Raw genomic sequence first — 18,287 nt, forward strand, 5'->3', positions numbered from 1 at the left:
AGCCCAAACGTGCTTCACCGATGAGACGGGCTATTCGATCGAACTTTCCGGGAACAAGAAAGGGTTGATGCTACTGCGAGAAAAGCCCTCTTCCTCCATTTTCACATCCAGCACCAGCGACGCCAGATCGTCAGCGACGGCTTCTACACGGTGATCTTTTTCCTGGTATAGCAGCTTCAGATACGTGCCACAGTGACCACAGCTTTCCGCTTTGATGGCGGAGTTTTCGCTATCCAGTGACCAGTAATTCAGCTCGCTCGATTCTTCACAGTTGCTGCATTTCACCCGCACCATGTGCCATTCGCTTTCGCACAGATTACAGTGCAGATAACGCAGCCCGCTGGATGTACCTAACTGCACCACGCCAGAGACCGGAATACTGCCGCACACCGGGCAGAACTGGCGATGTTCACCGGGTACAGCACGAGCTTTACCGGGCAGCAGACCTGCCATCTGTGCCCAGAAAAGCGACAGCGCAGCCCAGATAAACGGGGCTTTATCGTTGCTTTCGGCACGAAATTCGTGTTGCAGCAGCGCCGTTGCCTGTTCTTCCAACTCCTGCTCAGAAGCCTTTTCCAGATTCTCCAGCGTGGCTAACACCTGTCCGCTGGCATCCGGTTTCAATTCTTCAATCAACGCACGCAGTAGCGTATGCCAGTGCGCATCGCGCGGGAACACGGCGATATCAAGCGGCGGGCGTTCGCCGGACTGCTTCAGCACGTCACTCAGGTCAATCTGCAACGGATGATCGTGCAACACCTTCTGTTGGGCTTCCACCACGCCTGCGGCGAAGGTGAGATAATCCCCCAGCGGGTGATCTTCAGCTAGCTGACGCAGACGTTCCGCACGGCTGCTGTACAGGCTTTTCAGATTGGCGAAAAGCAGCGGAGGGATATTTCCTTCCGACATCGATTTTTCATTCTGTTCTAACTGTTCCTGAGGAACAATACGAATACTCATCAGGGGGATTTTCCTGTTATTTACGTTGTCTATCCGATAGATTTCGGGATGCGGGAAGGCCGCCAGCGCGGTCCGAAAGATAGCGGGTATAGCTCACCTTTAGCCAAGATTATACCCATCATGCCTATCGACTTCCTGATTTCCGGCAAGGTTATGGCTGTTTTTTGCTATCAATAGGGTTGCTTCCCGCCATGACGTAGACAGTAGCAGAAAAGCAGCAAGCCGCTCCACACCTCTAAAGAGGTGCTCGTGTCAGACGTTCGTTTATCTGTGCCCGAATCAGCGCGGCTAACACGATCACGCTTTGTTCACAGCGTTCGTCCCATTCGTAGGAGGCGTTGAAGCGGAAATAGCCGTCGAATTGGTCACCAGTCGTGAACATTTTCCCCGGCGCAATGCTGACGCCCCGCTCCAGCGCACAGCGGTATAGCTCCGTGCTGCTGACGCCTTCAGGTAATTCCAACCAGAGAAAATAGCCGCCTTGTGCATGATGAATGCGAACGTCACCCGGAAAATGCCTACGTAGAGACTGTAACGCCGCATGCTTACGCTGCTCCAGCGCCCGCCGCAGGCGGCGCAGATGGCTGTCATAGCTGCTGGTCGCCAGATAGTCAGCAATCGCCAGTTGCATCGGCGCACTGGTTGATAAGGTACTCATCAGCTGTAAACGCTGAATGCTGCCCGCATAGCTCCCTGCTGCCACCCAGCCGATACGAAATCCCGCCACCAGATTTTTAGAAAACGAGGAACAGTGCAAAATTGTCCCTTTTTTATCCAACGCCTTAGCAGGCAGCGGACGTTGCAGGCCAGTGTATAGCTCGCTATAGACGTCGTCCTCGACCAGTCCGACACCGTGTTTCTCCAGCATTGCCACCAGCCGCTGTTTCTTCTCCCAGGACAACGTGTAGCCGAGCGGGTTATGGAAATTAGTCATCAGCCAGCAGGCTTTGATCGGGTAGTCATTCAATGCCTGCTGCAACGCCTCAAGATCGATACCCTGTTGCGGATCGGTCGCAATCGCAATGGCCTTGAGCTTAAGACGTTCAATCGCCTGTAGCGCACCGTAAAAAGCCGGAGATTCGATCGCCACGTAATCACCCGGTTCCGTCAATACCTGAAGGCTGAGATTGAGGGACTCCATCGCCCCCGCTGTAATGACAATTTCATCGGGCGAGACGGCAATCCCCTGCAACGCGTAGCGCTGGGCGATGTTCTTCCTCAGATTCTCGTTACCCGGCGGCAAATTATCCAGCGCACTTTGTGGCTGCATATGGCGGGCGACCGAGGCCAGTGAACGCGTTAACTGGCGCTGCGGAAAGAGCTGTGGATCGGGAAACGCCGATCCAAACGGCATCACCGTCGGATCTTTGCTGGCCTGAAGCACGTCAAAAATGAACGCGTTAACGTCCACGTCTTCGGTAAGCTGGACGCGATCCCGCCCGACAGGCGAATGTGAGCTGTCTATTGACGCCGGAGATAACCGCGGAGCCGCGTAGTAACCAGACTGCGGGCGCGACACGATTAATCCCTGACTTTCCAGCAGTTGATACGCGTGCAGCACCGTCATCAGGCTCATGCCCGCATGCAGTGATTTTTCCCGCAGCGAGGGCAGTTTGTCTCCCGGCTGCCAAATGCCTTCCTGAAGCTGCTCACGGATCTGGTGAGCGAGCTGTTCAAACTTTGCCATAGCACTAGGGTTTCGCTGGATGAGTATGTCATTATTTTCGGTTCGATCATCATCGACCGATGACGATCGAGCAGGATGTGTTATCGCTAGCCACGCTTCGAGCGAGGGCTATTTCGCCGCGTAGCACGCGACAAAATCCAGCAGAATCTTGCGCGCCCAGACGGGCTCTTGCGGAATATCCATCATCCGATCGACATCCCAACCGCCCTGCCGCAGCGCCGTTTCATTATGGCGCAGGCACGTCAGCATGATGTTCGCACTGAATTCGGGGTGAAATTGTACCGTCAAGACTTTATCGCTGTAGCGGATAATCTGGCAACCATCCATCTCTGAGCTCGCCAACACCTGCGCGCCTTCTGGCGCTTCCAGCACAGATTGTTGGTGGGTCAGGTAAGCGCCAAACTGCGATGGATAATCACGCAATAATGGGTCTTGTGCCGCGACTTCATGGGTTGTCACCACTTGAACGCCGACTTCCTTGCCATTCGGGTTATCGCCTACTTTGCCGCCCAGCGCATCGGCCAGCAACTGGTGCCCATAACACACGCCCAGCAGCGGAACATCCGCGTAATACGCCTCGCGCAGCCAACCCGCGGTGTATTCACTCCAGTCCAGCCGATCTGTGACCATCGACCACGAACCGGAGATAATCGCCGCCACCAGCGTATCAAACGGCGGCAGCGGTTCCCCAAGATCGGGACGAACCACCTGCACCGGCTGTGTTTTCCCTTCGACAGCATCGACAAACCATTTCCCTTGTTGCCCAACCTGAGACGCAATGCCTTCCGGCGGTTGACCCAACTGAATCACTAGCAATACCTTTTCGCTCATCGTCCTGTTCTACCTGTATTTGAAAATCACCCGTTTGATAAACTTTTCTTCTGAAAAACCACAGAATGCGGCTTCATCCACCTCAACGAACGTAGCACTAACCCAATACGATTCCTACCCAAGTCACACTCGGGATAGCAAAAGGCCACCTCAATAGCCGGTGGCCTTTCATCTCTACCGTTGCAACGGCAATACCGACGCTTCCGTGTTATGGAAGACGATAGGCAATCACGTAATCTCCACGATCCGGTGAATTACGCGCACCGCCTGCCGAAATAACGACGTACTGCTTGCCATCAACCGAGGATTTATAGCTGATCGGCGTACTTTGACTTCCTACTGGTAGCCGGGCTTTCCAAACTTCTTTACCCGTCGCGCTATCAAACGCACGCAGATAGTAATCCTGCGTTGACGCGATAAACACCAGGCCGCCCTGAGTAGCAAGCGTACCGCCAATCGTTGGCATCCCAATCGGAATCGGCAGCCCCATCTTGATGCCAAATGGCCCCGTGTCTTGTACCGTACCAACTGGAACCTGCCAGGCGATTTGCTGCGTCTTTAAATCCACTGCCGTTAATGTGCCAAATGGTGGCTTCTGGCAAGGGATCTCAATAGGCGACATAAAGCGCACTTTGGCATTAACCGAATACGGCGTGCCATCCAGCGGAACCGGACGATCGATGCTGGCCGCTTCGTTACCATCACTTTTCTTACCCTGATTCTCCGCCGACGTCGGTACGAGTTGAACTTCCAGCCCCACTCTCATGTCGTTGATGAACAGATAATTATTCACCGGATCGGTAGATAACCCGCCCCAGTTCATCCCGCCCAATGAGCCCGGCAGGTTAAGTGACGGATCGTGACCTGGTGGGGTAAACAGTCCGTTGTAGCGTTTAGACTTGAAGTGAACGCGGCAGAGCAGCTGGTCGAACGGTGTCGCCCCCCACATATCCGATTCCTTCAGGACATCGGCCCCAATTTGCGGCATGCCAACGGAAACAGGCTGAGTCGGCGAATACACTTCGCTTGGAATTTCTCCCTGTTCAACCTTTCTTTCTTCGACTTTCGTCAACGGTTTACCCGTCGCACGATCGAGAACGAACAGTTGACCGGCTTTGGTGCCGAACACTAACGCGGGTACGTTCTTGCCATTTTCGCTGGGGAAATTAACGAAAGAAGGCTGCATCGGCACATCAAAGTCCCACAGGTCATCGTGAACCGTCTGGTAGACCCATTTGACCTGCCCCGTGGAGGCATCCACCGCCACCATTGACGCACCAAATTTACGATCCAAATCGCTACGTTTGACACCCCATAAATCAATGGCGGCGCTTCCCGTCGGCATGAACACCGTATTTGACTGCGGATCGTAGGACATCGGCGCCCATACGTTAGGCGTCGAACGCGTATAGTTCTGACCCTGTGCTGGCTCTGTTGTCTCCTGCGGATTACCAGGATCGAACGCCCAACGCAGCTTGCCAGTAATTACGTCAAACCCGCGAACGACACCGCCAGGCATATCGAGGCTAACGTTATCCGCGACTCTGCCGCCAATGACGATGGTCGTCCCTGCCAGGGTAGGCGCTGACGTCGGATAATATTGCCCTTTATCGCTACCTTTGCCCATGTGATCGCTGAGATCCACCCGGCCATTGGTACCAAAATCTGGACAAAATGCCCCCGTATCTGCATCAACCGCAATCAGTTCCGGCGTCACGCTATTCATCAAAATACGACGCTGGCAAACCGCGCCGACTGGTACCGAAACCTGTTCAACGGGCGTAGACCCCGGAAGATCGGGCTGAGCCAGCGGCTGTGTGGCATCAAAATAGGCAAGGCCACGGCAGCGCATCCACTTCTTCTGCTGAGCACCAATCTCGGTTTTCCACAGTTGCTCACCGCTTGTGGCATCCACCGCAATAATATTGTTATGCGGCGTACAGAGGAACAAACGGTTACCCACTTGCAGCGGAGTCTGCTGATCTTCAGCACCACCACCGCCCGGACTTTGCGGCACATCACCAGTACGGTACGTCCACGCGACCTGTAGATCTTTCACATTATCACGCGTGACCTGATCCAACGCGACAAAGCGTGAAGCACCGGAGGTGTTGCCGTAACTCGTCCAGTCACGCTGCTCTTCACCCGGTTTTACAGGAACGAGCGGCAACTGAGCGCCGGAAGAAGGCACTGGAGCATGAGGGACGAACATCCCACCGACTGTCGCAACAAAAGCCAGCGCCAATACGCCCGCAGAAAGCCCTGCCACACGCCAACCAGGTTGGTTGCCCGCGCGATTACGTAAGAGCGGTAGCGACAACGCGACCAAAATGGCAATCCCTGCCAGCGTGAGCAAGCGTGACACCAGAGGCCAGAAATCCAGCCCCACATCCCACAATGCCCATACCGCCGTTCCCAATAAGACGGCAGCGTACAAATAAGCGCCTACGACGCTTTTACGCCAAATCAGCACACCGGAAATCAGTAATGCTACGCCAGATACCAGAAAATATGGGCTCCCCCCCAAACCAATAAGTTTGGCGCCATAATAGGCAAAAAAAGCACCTATCGCCGTTACGATTAACCCCAAGATCAGCAGCCAAATACCCTGCAACTGGGACACAAGTGGTTTTGCCATAGAAAATTCCATCAATACGAGCAAACCTTGTCTTCACATCATTTGCCCCACATCTAACACGCTGATGAAGAAAGGAATGCATTACGTTAATGTTTTAGAAAAGCGAGAGCGTGGGTCGAGAAACCGCATAAACATGCTGGATATATCGTTTCCACCCCACTTACATAGCGTAGATGTTTTTTAAAGGGTCACAATCATATTGCACTTTCTTAATAAGAAAATAAAATTTCTATAACATTTTGTTTCGTAAGGATTTCCCCACCGCCGGATGAAAATAGCTGAATAGTGGAATAAGAAATAGATGGAAATATAAACAAGCGTAACGCTATATAAAGATAACGTTGACTGTTTTATATCATTCAGAGAGAGGGCTGTTGGCGATAAGCCAGCGAGAAAATATCGTAGAAATCAACATCGCCTTTCGTGCGTTGAATCTTCTCTATCCCCGCTTTCACGGCAGGTGGCACCTGCTCGTTACGTAGCAGTTTATCCAATGTGTCCTGCGATACATGGCGGATCGTAAACCACTCACCATTGTAGCAAACGCGTAAATCCAGCGTATCAATGTCCTCAAAGCGGTAGGTCGGATTAATATCCATTGAGAGTGCCAACGACATCACCAACAGGAAGATGGTAAAACCAATCAGGTACGGCAAACCAAAATAAGGCGCGTAAAACAGGATCATCGCAACCGGCACGTAACTCACCAGCATCGCGGCAAACAAATAGGGATGTGACTGCATGAATTTGCGGCTAAAACGTATTTTATTATCGCGTTTTTCTTCCCGATTAATACGTTCGATCTCTTCAGTCAGAAGGCGTTTTACTTCATCCATCGTCATCACCATCATGCATATAAAAACTGTCATGCTTTAACAAAAACACAACACGGCTGGCGTTGATTAGAACATAGCCATACCAGAGATAACAGATACAGTTTTCGACAGATTGACTATAACAGTTCGTCTGATGCCGGGATGAACGATCCCGGCAACATGGATGACGACATCACGAAAATTACGGAATGGCAGGCATCGTGAGATCGGGATCGATCAGATTGTAAATGTGATTACCGAACACGGGTTGTTGCAACAATTTATCAACCGCCAGCGCCACATCCCAGCGAGAGACTAACCCCAGCGTGGCCGCACCTTGTGTCAGTTGCGCATTGTGCGTCGCGACCACATCCAACAGGCCACCGGGACGAACAATACAGTGATCCAACGTACTGCTTTGCAACCAACTTTCTGCCAGCGATTTCTCACGTACTGCGAAACCAAACGCCGCTCTGGCGCGTGGCGACAGCTGTGGCCAACTATCGCCACAGCCCAGCGAGGTCACCAGCAGCATACGCTTGATACCCGCCTGTTCTGCACCGTCGATCACCGTCCGGTGCCCTTGATAGTTTACTGTACCGCCACCCATCGTCGATACCACAATAGCGGACGGCCCAGCAACGCGACAGGCTTCTGCTACCGTTTCCGGGTCACAGGCATCACCTTCCACCACGGTCATCCCCTGTTCACGCCAGTGTTTAGCCTGCTCAGGGTTGCGTAATACCAGTACTACCGCCTGCTCGCACTCAATCGCTCGTTGTAATAAGCAGGCGCCGACCCCATTGCCTGCGCCAAAAAGTAACCATGTCATACCTGCTCCGGTTGTAATTCATTCGCCAGCGCGCGGAACGCCTCAACCTGAGCGCTCAGCAGCTGGCGGTGGCTGTCTCGTCCAAGGAAGATTTTAAACATCGCTGCACCGCTGGCATTAAAGAACACCACGGAGGCTGTGTCCATCCCCATGAACTTACGTTCAATAAACGCAATATGCTGGCAGCTCGTCGCGCGGATATGTCCGCTCAGGCCATTTTTGCCACGTAAATTAAAATAACCGTGACGATGCGTCCCGGTTGGCAGCTCGCTCTTAAACTCCAGAATCGCATCCGCCGTGTGGCTAATTAACGTCACTTCACCCCAGGTCGCAATCGTGTCCCACACCTGATCGAAACGATCGCCCGTCGCCAGCGTACGCTGAGCCGCAGGCAGCGCCTCGACGACGGCAAACAGCGAAGTATTATATTTTCCGGCAATCTCTTCCAATGTGCCATCAGGGTTAGTTGCCAGTAATTCATTCAGTGTCATGGTCATGGTTGCGTCTCCGGTTAGTGCGCATGCTCTTCGGCATTAAGTTGAGGGATAATTTGTTGTAATGCCTGCATCAGGTTATTCGCCCAGAAGCGGCCATCGTTAGTCAGGCGCAGGCAGGTGGAATCGTCACAGGTTAGCCCCGCCTGATGCCACTGACTCAGCAAGGGCTGAAGTTCGCGGGCATGCTGGGTAAGCTGAGGCAGTTTGATACGGCCGACCTCAATGCCCGCCTGAAGCTGATGCTGCCACGGCCCGGTAGAACTGGCTGGCGTCATCATCATGATCGGTTTTTGCCCCTGATCGATCTGCTGATAATAGCGCTCCAGACTGCGCTCCATCATGTAGGCTTGGCCGTTTAAATTACCGCCTGCACCGCTTCCCATCGCCAGACAGTCTGCACCTTGCTTAATCAACAAATTGTACAAGTTACGTTCACGGGTGGTACGCGCCCAGTGGCTGTTGCTAAGCTGGTGCCAGCCCGCATCCGCGAGAAATGCCGCACCCGTCCGGTAAAAATCACGTCGAGCGACCACATCAGGCAGTGCAACACGCTGGTTTTCAGCCGCTTTCGCCAGCGGCGTCGTTGGTAACAGATTAAGCGCATACAGATCGACGCCGTCTAGCGCTAAATCGCTGACGATCGCCAGATCTTCGCGCCAGATTTCCGGTGTTTGTTCCGGCAGGCCAAACATCAGGTCGCATACGACCGCCGCCCTGTCGCGTTCACACAGTCGCTCAAGGAAGCGAATTGATTGTTGTTTATCTGAGGTGCGTGCCATGCGCTGACGAATACGGGTATCAAACGTCTGAATCCCAATGGAGAAGCGGTTCGCTCCCGCATCCAGACAGGCATCGATCCGCTCATCATCAAAATCCATCGCCCGCCCTTCTACCGTGATTTCACAGTCTGGAGCCAGCGGCAGAGAGGTGCGGATTGCGCGAATGATCTGCGATAGTTCATCAGCTGCCAGCGCCGTTGGCGTACCGCCACCAAAGTAAACCGCATGAATAGGCGCAGACTGATGCAGCGGGCTGTCCGCTTCCATCGCCAATTCCTGCAACAAATAGCGCGTATAGGTCGCGGTACTGTCATCACGCAGTTTGTTCTGGTAAAAGCCGCAGAACGTGCAGTGCGTGGCACAGAAAGGAATATGCAGATAGAGCAAGCGCTTACGAGCAGGCAATGTTTGCTGCTTCAGCGCCTGCCAACCGGCTGGAATGTGTTCTGGTGAAAGTGGCACATGGTTGCGCCAAGGCATTGCCATACGTCGGGCACCAAAAGGTTGCTCACCGGGCTCGGCATAATACGGCGTCAAATCGATGTTCATTAACGGCCCCCAAATAATCAATAAAATAAATTAAATGATAATTATTTTTATTTGGCAACCTGCCCGACGGGCAGAAAGGAGGCGGGTTATTCTTTCCGCATCATTTTCTCTTTAAATTAACCGATTTGCTTATTTTGTTTAAAATTTACCGAGTTAATAAACACGGTTAATTTTCATTATTTTCATAGTATTAATCCGCCACACCACTTTTAAATGTTAAATAAATGAAAACAAAAACCACTACATTAAAGTTCGTTAACTTTACAACCAATGAAATATTGCAAGTCCTTATTTAATAAGTAATGAGATTGGCGTCACATTTTAAAGAATTCATTTAAATTTAATTATTACCCCTTGCGCCCAAATGATAATGTTAATGAGAATCATTAACCTTTCAGAGAAGAAGCCATGAATAAAAAGGCCACACGCTGGGCGCTATTTATGCTGCCTGCTATTTATAGCGGCGCAATTAGTGCAGCTACAAACGATTTATCCATAAATAATTTATCCTCAAGCTATACGACGACAAACAGCGATGAAATAACCGTTATTAGCGCAGGGAGAACGGAACAGAATTTATGGGAAAGTCCCGTCACGATGCAGGTTGTCGATAATGAAAAACTGAATAAATATACCGGTGATTCTATTGCCGAAGCGCTGCGTGATATTCCCGGCGTCGATATTACCGACACCGCATTAGCAGGCCGTAAACAAATACGTATTCGCGGTGAAGAAGCCTCACGCGTCTTAGTGTTAATTGACGGACAAGAAGTCACTTATCAACGCGCCGGACCTAATTACAGCCTCGGATTATTAATTGATCCTTCTTATATCGAACGTATCGAAGTGGTAAAAGGTCCTCATTCGGTATTATATGGTTCACAGGCTATCGGTGGCGTGATCAATTTTATTACCCGCAAGGGCGGAGACAAGCCGCTGAGCGGAAAAATCAAAGCCGTTTATGACAGTGCAACCGCAGGCTGGCAGGAATCAGGTTTAGCCTACGGCTCTATCGGTAATTTTGATTATCGCCTCAGCGGCAGCTATAGCGATCAGGGCAACCGCAGCACGCCGGATGGGCGCCTACCGGATACGCATTTCCGCAACAGCGGCCAGTCCGCCTGGCTCGGCTATCGCCTTGACGATCATAAATTCGGCCTGTCGCTGGACAGCTTCAAACTCAGCACGCAGACCTACACCGATTCGGATGAATACGACAGCTTCAGCGTGCGCATTCCTGAACTGGAAAGAAAGAAGGTCGGCCTGTTTTATGACTGGCAGATCGGCGGCGATGTGCTGAAAAACCTGCATCTGGATGCCTATCAGCAAAATATCAAACGCGAATTCCGTAACGATCTGTCACAGAGCGGTAATCCGCTCAGATATGAAGGCATGGCGCTTTATCAAGGCAAAATGGCGATGAGCACGGGAACCGACGACAAGCAGACCAGCCGGGGATTAACCTTACAGGCGGATATCACGCCATTAGCCGGACACATGCTGATCGCTGGGGGACAATGGCTCTCCGATGTCGTGAAGCAAAATGCCTTCTCTGATGTTCATGTCAACGGCTTTGCCTCTCCTGTTCTCCCCGTATCCCTGTCAGTCAACCCCAGCTCGGTATCCAATAACCACTGGCGGCAGAACAGTTGGGCGCTGTTCGCACAGGATGAATGGAAAATAACGCAGGACTGGACATGGACGCTGGGTGCACGCCAATACTGGGTTGAGTCGCTCTCCTACGGAGGACAAAAAACAGGTTCAATAACAATGAACGGTATGGTAAGGCCGAACAATAGTACGTCCGCGGCCGCGAAAGAAAGTGATAGCACATTAGTCACCGCCAGCAGCCTGCGCTATTCCGGCTTTGACAATATCCAACTGCGCGCCTCCTTTGCGCAAGGTTATGTCTACCCTACCCTGACACATAAATTTTACGACACGGCGGCAGGCGGAAGCACCACTTACGGCAACGCCAACCTAAAGGCGGAAACGTCGGATAACTATGAAGTCGGCATGCGCTATAAAGATGAGAGCTGGCTGCTGGACAGCGCTATTTATCACTCACGCGCCAAAGACTACATCACCACGCTGAACTGTGCCGGTAACGCGGTCTGTTCTGGCAGCACGAACAGCAGCAGCCGCTACTACGCCAACGCCAACCGTGCGACCACGTACGGGATGGAAATGTATGCGGAATACCTCGGCTGGCCACTGTCTCCCTACGTTAACGGCAACATCATCCGTCGTGAGCTAGAACTGCCGACCCGCAGCACCTATCGTACGGGTGAACCCACCTTTACCGGAAAAATCGGACTCAAAAACATCACGTTATTCGAGCGCATGGAGCTGGAGTCAGATCTCTACTTCCGAGCAGCCTCGCGCGCGAAGGATGAAACGGCAGATACCGCCGTCCAGCACAGCGGCTGGGCAACGGCCAATCTGGAATTCACGAGTACCTTCGGCAGCGAGAATCAGTATCAAGTCACGCTGGCATTGAACAACCTACTGGATAAACGCTACACCACCGCGCACGAAAGCATTCCTGCATCCGGCTTCAGCACCGCGATTGGCGCGGCGTTCTCATTCTAAGCATCATGATGATGAAGGCGCTTATTGTGTTAATGCTCTTCGGGCTGTCTTCCTTCACCTGCGCGGCTGAGCCGCGCGTGGTGATTGCCGGTGGTTCGCTGGTGGAAATCGTTTATGCGCTCGGCGCAGGCGATACCGTTGTGGGCGTCGATCAGACCACCACCTATCCACCACAAACAGCAACGCTACCCAAAGTCAGCAACTGGCAGCAGTTGACGAGCGAAGGGATTTTGTCGCTGCACCCAACGCTGTTGATGACCTGGCAGGATGCCAACCCGCCGCAGGTACTTAATCAGCTTGAGCAGGCTGGCGTAACGGTAGCCCGTTTTACCCGCACGCCCAGCACGCCAGCGCAACTGCTTAGCAATATTCGTCAGGCTGGGGCATTGCTCAATCGCACGGAGGCTGCCGAGCAATTGGCCACCCGTCTCTCTCAGCAGCTCAGTGCGGTATCAGAGCAGCTAGCAACGCGAAAAGATCGCGTCAGCGTTGTGTTTCTGCTGAGTGTTGGCGGCGGTGCAGCGCAGGTCGCGGGGAAAAATACCGTAGTAGATAGCCTGATCGCGCTGGCAGGCGGAAAGAATATTGCCACGCATAGCCAGTATCGTATTTATGGCGGCGAGGCGATGATTGCGGCGAACCCAGAGGTGGTTGTGGTGACCACACAAAGTGTGGAAAACGGCGTGGAGGCGCTAGCGGCCGTGCCCGGTTTAACGCAAACCGCAGCCTGGAAAAACCAGCGTATTATCGCGCTCGATCAGGCGATTTTACTGGGAATGGGGCCGCGCGTCGCCGAAGCGGTTGAAGCGCTGAATCGCGGATTTTATCCTTAACAAAACGAATATATCCCCTAGATAACACGGCCTCAATAATGAGGCCGTATCACACACTTACTGAATACCCTGACTGCGCAGATAATCTTCATAGTTGCCGGTGAAATCGATCACTTTATTTGGCGTAATTTCCAGAATTCTGGTCGCCAACGAGCTGACAAATTCACGGTCATGAGAGACAAACAGCAGCGTTCCTTCATACATTTCCAGCGCCATATTCAGCGATTCAATGGATTCCATATCAAGGTGGTTGGTCGGTTCATCCATCACCAAAATATTTGGACGCTGCATCATCAGTTTACCGAACAACATGCGGCCTTTTTCACCACCGGATAACACCTTCACTTTCTTCTTGATATCATCCTGGCTGAACAGTAAACGGCCGAGTATGCTGCGCACGGCTTGCTCGTCGTCTTTTTCCTGTTTCCACTGGCTCATCCAGTCAAAAACGGTCAGTGTGTCATCGAATTCGTATTCGTGATCCTGCGCGTAGTAGCCAATTTTTGAGTTTTCAGACCATTTCACCGTACCGCTATCTGGTTCAAAATCACCGACCAGCGTTTTCAGCAATGTCGATTTACCGATACCGTTGGCACCCAGAATAGCGACTTTCTCACCCACTTCGACCATCAGTCCCAGCTTGCTGAACAGTGGGCCATTATCAAAACCTTTGCTCAGCGCTTCGACTTCCAGCGCATTACGGAACAGTTTCTTATCCTGATCGAAACGGATAAACGGGTTTTGACGGCTAGACGCTTTCACTTCATCCAACTGGATTTTATCGATCTGGCGTGCGCGCGATGTCGCTTGCTTGGATTTAGAGGCGTTGGCGCTAAAGCGGCTAACGAACGATTGCAGTTCGGAAATTTGCGCTTTCTTCTTGGCGTTATCGGCCAGCAAACGCTCACGAGCCTGCGTCGCGGCCGTCATGTATTCGTCGTAGTTGCCAGGATAAATACGCAGTTCGCCGTAGTCCAGGTCCGCCATGTGCGTACAAACCATGTTCAGGAAGTGACGGTCATGCGAGATGATGATCATGGTGCTGTTACGCTCGTTCAGCACTTGCTCCAACCAGCGGATAGTATCGATATCCAGGTTGTTGGTCGGTTCGTCGAGCAGCAGGATATCGGGATCGGCAAACAGCGCCTGCGCCAACAGGACACGCAGTTTCCAACCGGGAGCAATCTCACTCATCAAGCCATAGTGCTGCTCAACAGGAATTCCCACACCCAGCAACAGTTCACCCGCGCGTGACTCTGCGCTGTAACCATCCATCTCACCGTATTGCACTTCCAGATCGGCGACTTTATAGCCGTCGGCTTCGCTCATTTCAGCCAATGAGTAGATGCGATCGCGCTCTTCTTTTACCGCCCACAGCTCGCCGTGGCCCATAATAACGGTATCCAGTACGCTGTATTTTTCAAACGCGAACTGATCCTGACGCAGTTTACCCAGACGTTCATTAGGATCGAGGAAGACGTTACCGCCGCTCGGCACCAGATCGCCGCCGAGAATCTTCATAAATGTAGATTTACCGCAGCCATTTGCGCCAATCAAACCGTAACGGTTGCCGCCGCCAAATTTAACGGAAATGTTTTCAAACAACGGCTTGCTGCCGAACTGCATGGTGATATTGTTGGTACTTAACACAGCACTTATACTCGAGTCGGAATGTGATTTGGCGCGCATTATGCCACAAGCGCGCGTCAGGATCGCGGTTAGTTTTGAGTAATATTTAATCGATAGCGCATACAGGAGAGAAATGCGATGCCTACAGTACGTCGTTTCAAACAGGTCGATGTTTTCACCCAGCAGCCTTTCAAGGGCAATCCGCTTGCCGTCATTATGGAAGCGAATGGGTTAACCGATGCGCAAATGCAGGATATCGCGCGTTGGACAAACCTGTCAGAAACCACGTTTGTCCTGCCTGCTACCGATCCTCTGGCGGATTATCATGTTCGTATTTTTACGCCAGAAGCGGAAATGCCCTTTGCCGGACACCCCACGCTAGGCACGGCACATGCCCTGCTGGAAGAAGGATTGCGCCCTAAATCTCCGGGCCAGTTAGTGCAGCAGTGCGGCGTTGGCCTAGTCCCAATCAATATCGGTGATGACAAGAGTCTGGCGTTTCACGCACCGCAGGCTACCATTGTGCCGTTTGACGATGAACACACGCCGCTGCTGGAAAAAGCGCTCGGCATTACGGGTTTTGATAGCGCCACTATCGATAACCGCTACCCACCCACCGCGGTACAGATGGGCATTCGCTGGCTCGTGGTTCGTGTCGATAGCGCTGACACCTGTCTTAACATCATACCGGATGCAGACGCGCTCACCGCCGTGCAAAACCTCAGCCAGACCAACGGCATCGCCATCTATGGCCCGCACGATAACGCAACGCCTGCCGACTATGAAGTTCGCACGTTCTACATTGAATGCGGCCATCTTAAAGAAGATCCGGTTACCGGCAGTGCCAATGCCTGTCTGGCAACGCTGCTTCGCCAGCAGCACTCTACCAATAACGTCACCGCACCACTCAGCTATCTGGCTCGACAGGGCACGATGCTGCACTGCGATGGCCGCATTACCGTGACTTACCTGAACGATGAACCATGGATCGGCGGACACAGCGTCACAATCGTTGACGGGACGTTACAGTATTAGAAGGGAGAAGTTTTATGGAAGCACCACTGGTAGATACGTTATTTACAGATAAATTGTATCAATTAAGCCATCAGCCCCACCTACGCTTAACAATACAGGAAGAAAGCGATGCCGATGCGATTTTTACCCTGATCCAACAGGAAAAATCGCGTCTGCGGCAGACGTTGCCCTGGCCGGATTCTGTCAAGACCGTCGATGACACGCGTGAAACCATTCGCGGCAACAGAAAGGAATTCTTCGCCAAAACGGCAGCCGTGTATGTCATCCGTTGGGACGACATGCTAGCGGGCATCGTCTCTTTCAATACGATTAAGAACAAAGAAGGCACCATCGGGTATTGGATCGCAGAAGAATTCGAAGGTAAAGGCATCGTTTCTCAGGCCGTCAGTACACTGATAGCAGCCTATGTCGATGCCAGCCTCATTGAGCGCTGTATCATCAAAGCATCAACTGCCAATACACGCAGTAACGCTGTCGCCCAACGACTTGGTTTCCGTTTTCATCACATGGAAAAAAAGGCCGAGAAGATTAGTGAGCAGTGGTTCGATCACAATATTTATCACTATTCCGCCTGACACTGCCTCGTAGTGTATTCCCTCACCTGATTCGCTGCTCTATCGGGCGCGCATCAGGTTCTTTTCACGCCCGGAACATTCCATTTGCCAAGTCGTTATATTTTTGTGACTAACATCACAAAAATGTTGAAATCCAATTTCATCTCCGCTACCATTAAAAACGTGATGAACATCACACTTAATTAACCCGTTAGAGGAGTCTGAAAATGACTATGTTTCGTAAAATCAGCAAATTCTTCAAAAGAGTGGGAGATGTTTATGTCAGCTACTGTGAACGTATTGGGTCAATCATCAGCCCGTTCTGATTGTGATGTAAACAATCTCTAAAGCCGCCTCTACCAGGCGGCTTTTGTTTTTCTTGCGCCCCTATTCTTGTTTATCTTCCTTTCTTTTTTGTCTACCCGCACAACACAGATTTGTGCAGCACGCCGCATGCCTGAACATTCTCTTTTAAAAACAGCCCAATGCATTTCTCTCTCACGGCAAAATCACCATTAACAGACTATGCTTTTCTGTAGCTGTACTTGCTTTGCGTCCCCGACGTCTGCGCTAAAAGATATAAGGACATGGCTATGAGTAAAGTGAAACAACAGGATATTGACCGTCTGATCGAGCTAGTCGGCGGGCGTGAGAACATCGCAGCGGTTACACACTGCATCACTCGCCTCCGTTTTGTCTTGCACGATGCTTCCAAAGCGCATCCCAAAAACATTGAAGAAATGCGAATGGTGAAAGGCTGCTTCACGAATGCCGGACAATTTCAGGTCGTGATCGGCACTGATGTAGACGAGTATTATAAGGCGCTGCTCGCCACCACGGGCAAAGGTGAAATCAATAAGGAAGAAGCCAAAGTCGCTGCCCGCCAGAATATGAGCTGGTTTGAACGCAGTATTTCACATTTTGCCGAGATCTTTTTCCCGCTGCTCCCCGCACTCATCAGCGGAGGTTTGATCCTCGGGGCGCGTAACGTTATCGGCGATATCCCGATGCGCGACGGGCAAACGCTGGTACAGCTCTACCCAACCTGGCAAACCGTCTATGATTTCCTCTGGTTATTGGGCGAAGCCATCTTCTTCTATCTTCCTGTCGCCGTCTGCTGGTCAACCGTGCGTAAAATGGGTGGCACGCCCATCCTCGGTATTGTACTGGGTATCACGCTGGTGTCGCCGCAGTTGATGAATGCCTACCTCATCGGCCAACAAACGCCGGAGGTGTGGAATTTTGGCTGGTTCACGATTGAGAAGATAGGTTATCAGGCACAGGTTATCCCTTCCGTATTAGCCGGGATGGCGTTAGCGCTGATCGAAACACGGCTGAAAAAAATCGTACCGGATTACCTCTATCTGGTGGTCGTGCCCGTAACGTCGCTCATTCTGGCTGTTTTCCTGGCACACACGTTGATTGGTCCGTTTGGTCGCATGATTGGCGATGGCGTCGCCTGGGCCGTTAAAGCAGTCATGACAGGCAGCTTTGCCCCCGTTGGTGCTGCGCTATTTGGATTTCTGTATGCACCGCTGGTCATCACAGGCGTGCACCAAACCACGCTGGCGATTGATATGCAGATGATTCAGAGTATGGGCGGCACACCTGTCTGGCCACTCATTGCGCTGTCTAATATTGCGCAGGCTTCGGCCGTCGTAGGGATAATACTCGTTAGCCGGAAAGCAAACGAACGTGAGATTTCTGTCCCTGCGGCAATCTCAGCCTTTCTTGGCGTGACCGAACCGGCCATGTACGGGATTAACCTGAAATACCGCTTTCCAATGCTATGCGCCATGGCAGGCTCCGCTGCCGCCGCACTTATTTGCGGCCTGTACGGCGTAACCGCAAATGGTATCGGCGTGGGAGGACTGCCGGGCATTCTCTCCATCAAGCCGCAGTTTTGGGGGATCTTCGCCATCGCCATGCTGGTTGCTGCCGTCATTCCAATTATGCTGACATCGCTGGTCTATAAGCGCAAAATCCGCAATGGCACGCTAGAACCCGTATAACCGTCACAATATCTATTCAGCCACGTCTGTTGAGCCGTGGCTAT

At 52.1% G+C, this 18,287-nt stretch carries 14 protein-coding genes; 5 read left to right on the forward strand and 9 right to left on the reverse strand.

The genetic code is table 11. The annotated features are described in order from the left end of the window. Positions 1–30 precede the first annotated feature (30 nt). The 8 genes from fdhE to hutW form a co-directional block, all read right to left on the reverse strand. Positions 31–960, reverse strand: coding sequence for a formate dehydrogenase accessory protein FdhE (gene fdhE / locus E2566_RS14215; RefSeq protein WP_107170519.1), 930 nt, complete (start codon positions 958–960; stop codon positions 31–33). A gap of 235 nt (positions 961–1,195) precedes the next feature. Further along, complete coding sequence (locus E2566_RS14220) at positions 1,196–2,647, reverse strand: aminotransferase-like domain-containing protein (RefSeq protein WP_107170520.1); 1,452 nt, start codon at positions 2,645–2,647, stop codon at positions 1,196–1,198. A gap of 108 nt (positions 2,648–2,755) precedes the next feature. Next, a complete protein-coding gene (locus E2566_RS14225) occupies positions 2,756–3,478 on the reverse strand; it encodes a glutamine amidotransferase (protein ID WP_107170521.1) in 723 nt (240 codons plus the stop codon). A 208-nt stretch (positions 3,479–3,686) separates the two neighbouring features. Beyond that, positions 3,687–6,116, reverse strand: coding sequence for a membrane-bound PQQ-dependent dehydrogenase, glucose/quinate/shikimate family (locus tag E2566_RS14230; protein ID WP_107170522.1), 2,430 nt, complete (start codon positions 6,114–6,116; stop codon positions 3,687–3,689). Positions 6,117–6,475: 359 nt separating this feature from the next. Beyond that, on the reverse strand, positions 6,476–6,952 hold the full coding sequence (locus E2566_RS14235; RefSeq protein ID WP_233671856.1) for a YlaC family protein: 477 nt from the start codon (positions 6,950–6,952) through the stop codon (positions 6,476–6,478). A gap of 181 nt (positions 6,953–7,133) precedes the next feature. Beyond that, positions 7,134–7,763 carry an NAD(P)H-binding protein gene (locus tag E2566_RS14240; protein WP_107170524.1) on the reverse strand — a complete coding sequence of 210 codons (630 nt, stop codon included), beginning with the start codon at positions 7,761–7,763 and terminating at the stop codon, positions 7,134–7,136. Then, positions 7,760–8,260, reverse strand: coding sequence for a heme utilization cystosolic carrier protein HutX (hutX, locus tag E2566_RS14245; protein WP_107170525.1), 501 nt, complete (start codon positions 8,258–8,260; stop codon positions 7,760–7,762). The genes E2566_RS14240 and hutX overlap by 4 nt, the downstream gene beginning before the upstream one ends. 14 nt (positions 8,261–8,274) lie before the next feature. Beyond that, positions 8,275–9,588, reverse strand: coding sequence for a heme anaerobic degradation radical SAM methyltransferase ChuW/HutW (hutW, locus tag E2566_RS14250; protein ID WP_107170526.1), 1,314 nt, complete (start codon positions 9,586–9,588; stop codon positions 8,275–8,277). 408 nt (positions 9,589–9,996) lie between these two features. Here hutW and E2566_RS14255 point away from each other — a divergent pair, with 408 nt between their 5' ends. Further along, positions 9,997–12,180, forward strand: a complete 2,184-nt coding sequence (locus tag E2566_RS14255) for a TonB-dependent receptor plug domain-containing protein (protein WP_107170527.1) — start codon at positions 9,997–9,999, stop codon at positions 12,178–12,180. A gap of 11 nt (positions 12,181–12,191) precedes the next feature. Then, complete coding sequence (locus E2566_RS14260; RefSeq protein ID WP_107170549.1) at positions 12,192–13,013, forward strand: heme/hemin ABC transporter substrate-binding protein; 822 nt, start codon at positions 12,192–12,194, stop codon at positions 13,011–13,013. Positions 13,014–13,070: 57 nt separating this feature from the next. Here E2566_RS14260 and E2566_RS14265 read toward each other — a convergent pair whose 3' ends face one another. Continuing rightward, positions 13,071–14,663 (reverse strand): ABC-F family ATPase, encoded by a 1,593-nt coding sequence (locus E2566_RS14265; RefSeq protein ID WP_107170550.1) that lies wholly within the window; start codon positions 14,661–14,663, stop codon positions 13,071–13,073. Between the two features lie 117 nt (positions 14,664–14,780). On the opposite strand from E2566_RS14265, the gene E2566_RS14270 reads away from it, so the two are divergent. The 3 genes from E2566_RS14270 (at position 14,781) to treB (ending at position 18,243) form a co-directional block, all read left to right on the forward strand. Further along, positions 14,781–15,677 (forward strand): PhzF family phenazine biosynthesis protein, encoded by an 897-nt coding sequence (locus E2566_RS14270; protein ID WP_107170528.1) that lies wholly within the window; start codon positions 14,781–14,783, stop codon positions 15,675–15,677. Positions 15,678–15,691: 14 nt separating this feature from the next. Next, complete coding sequence (locus tag E2566_RS14275; RefSeq protein ID WP_107170529.1) at positions 15,692–16,252, forward strand: GNAT family N-acetyltransferase; 561 nt, start codon at positions 15,692–15,694, stop codon at positions 16,250–16,252. A gap of 572 nt (positions 16,253–16,824) precedes the next feature. Next, positions 16,825–18,243: a PTS trehalose transporter subunit IIBC gene (gene treB, locus E2566_RS14280; protein WP_107170530.1), complete on the forward strand. Its 1,419-nt coding sequence runs from the start codon at positions 16,825–16,827 to the stop codon at positions 18,241–18,243. Positions 18,244–18,287: the final 44 nt, after the last annotated feature.

The organism is Pectobacterium punjabense (genome assembly GCF_012427845.1).
GTDB lineage: Bacteria > Pseudomonadota > Gammaproteobacteria > Enterobacterales > Enterobacteriaceae > Pectobacterium > Pectobacterium punjabense.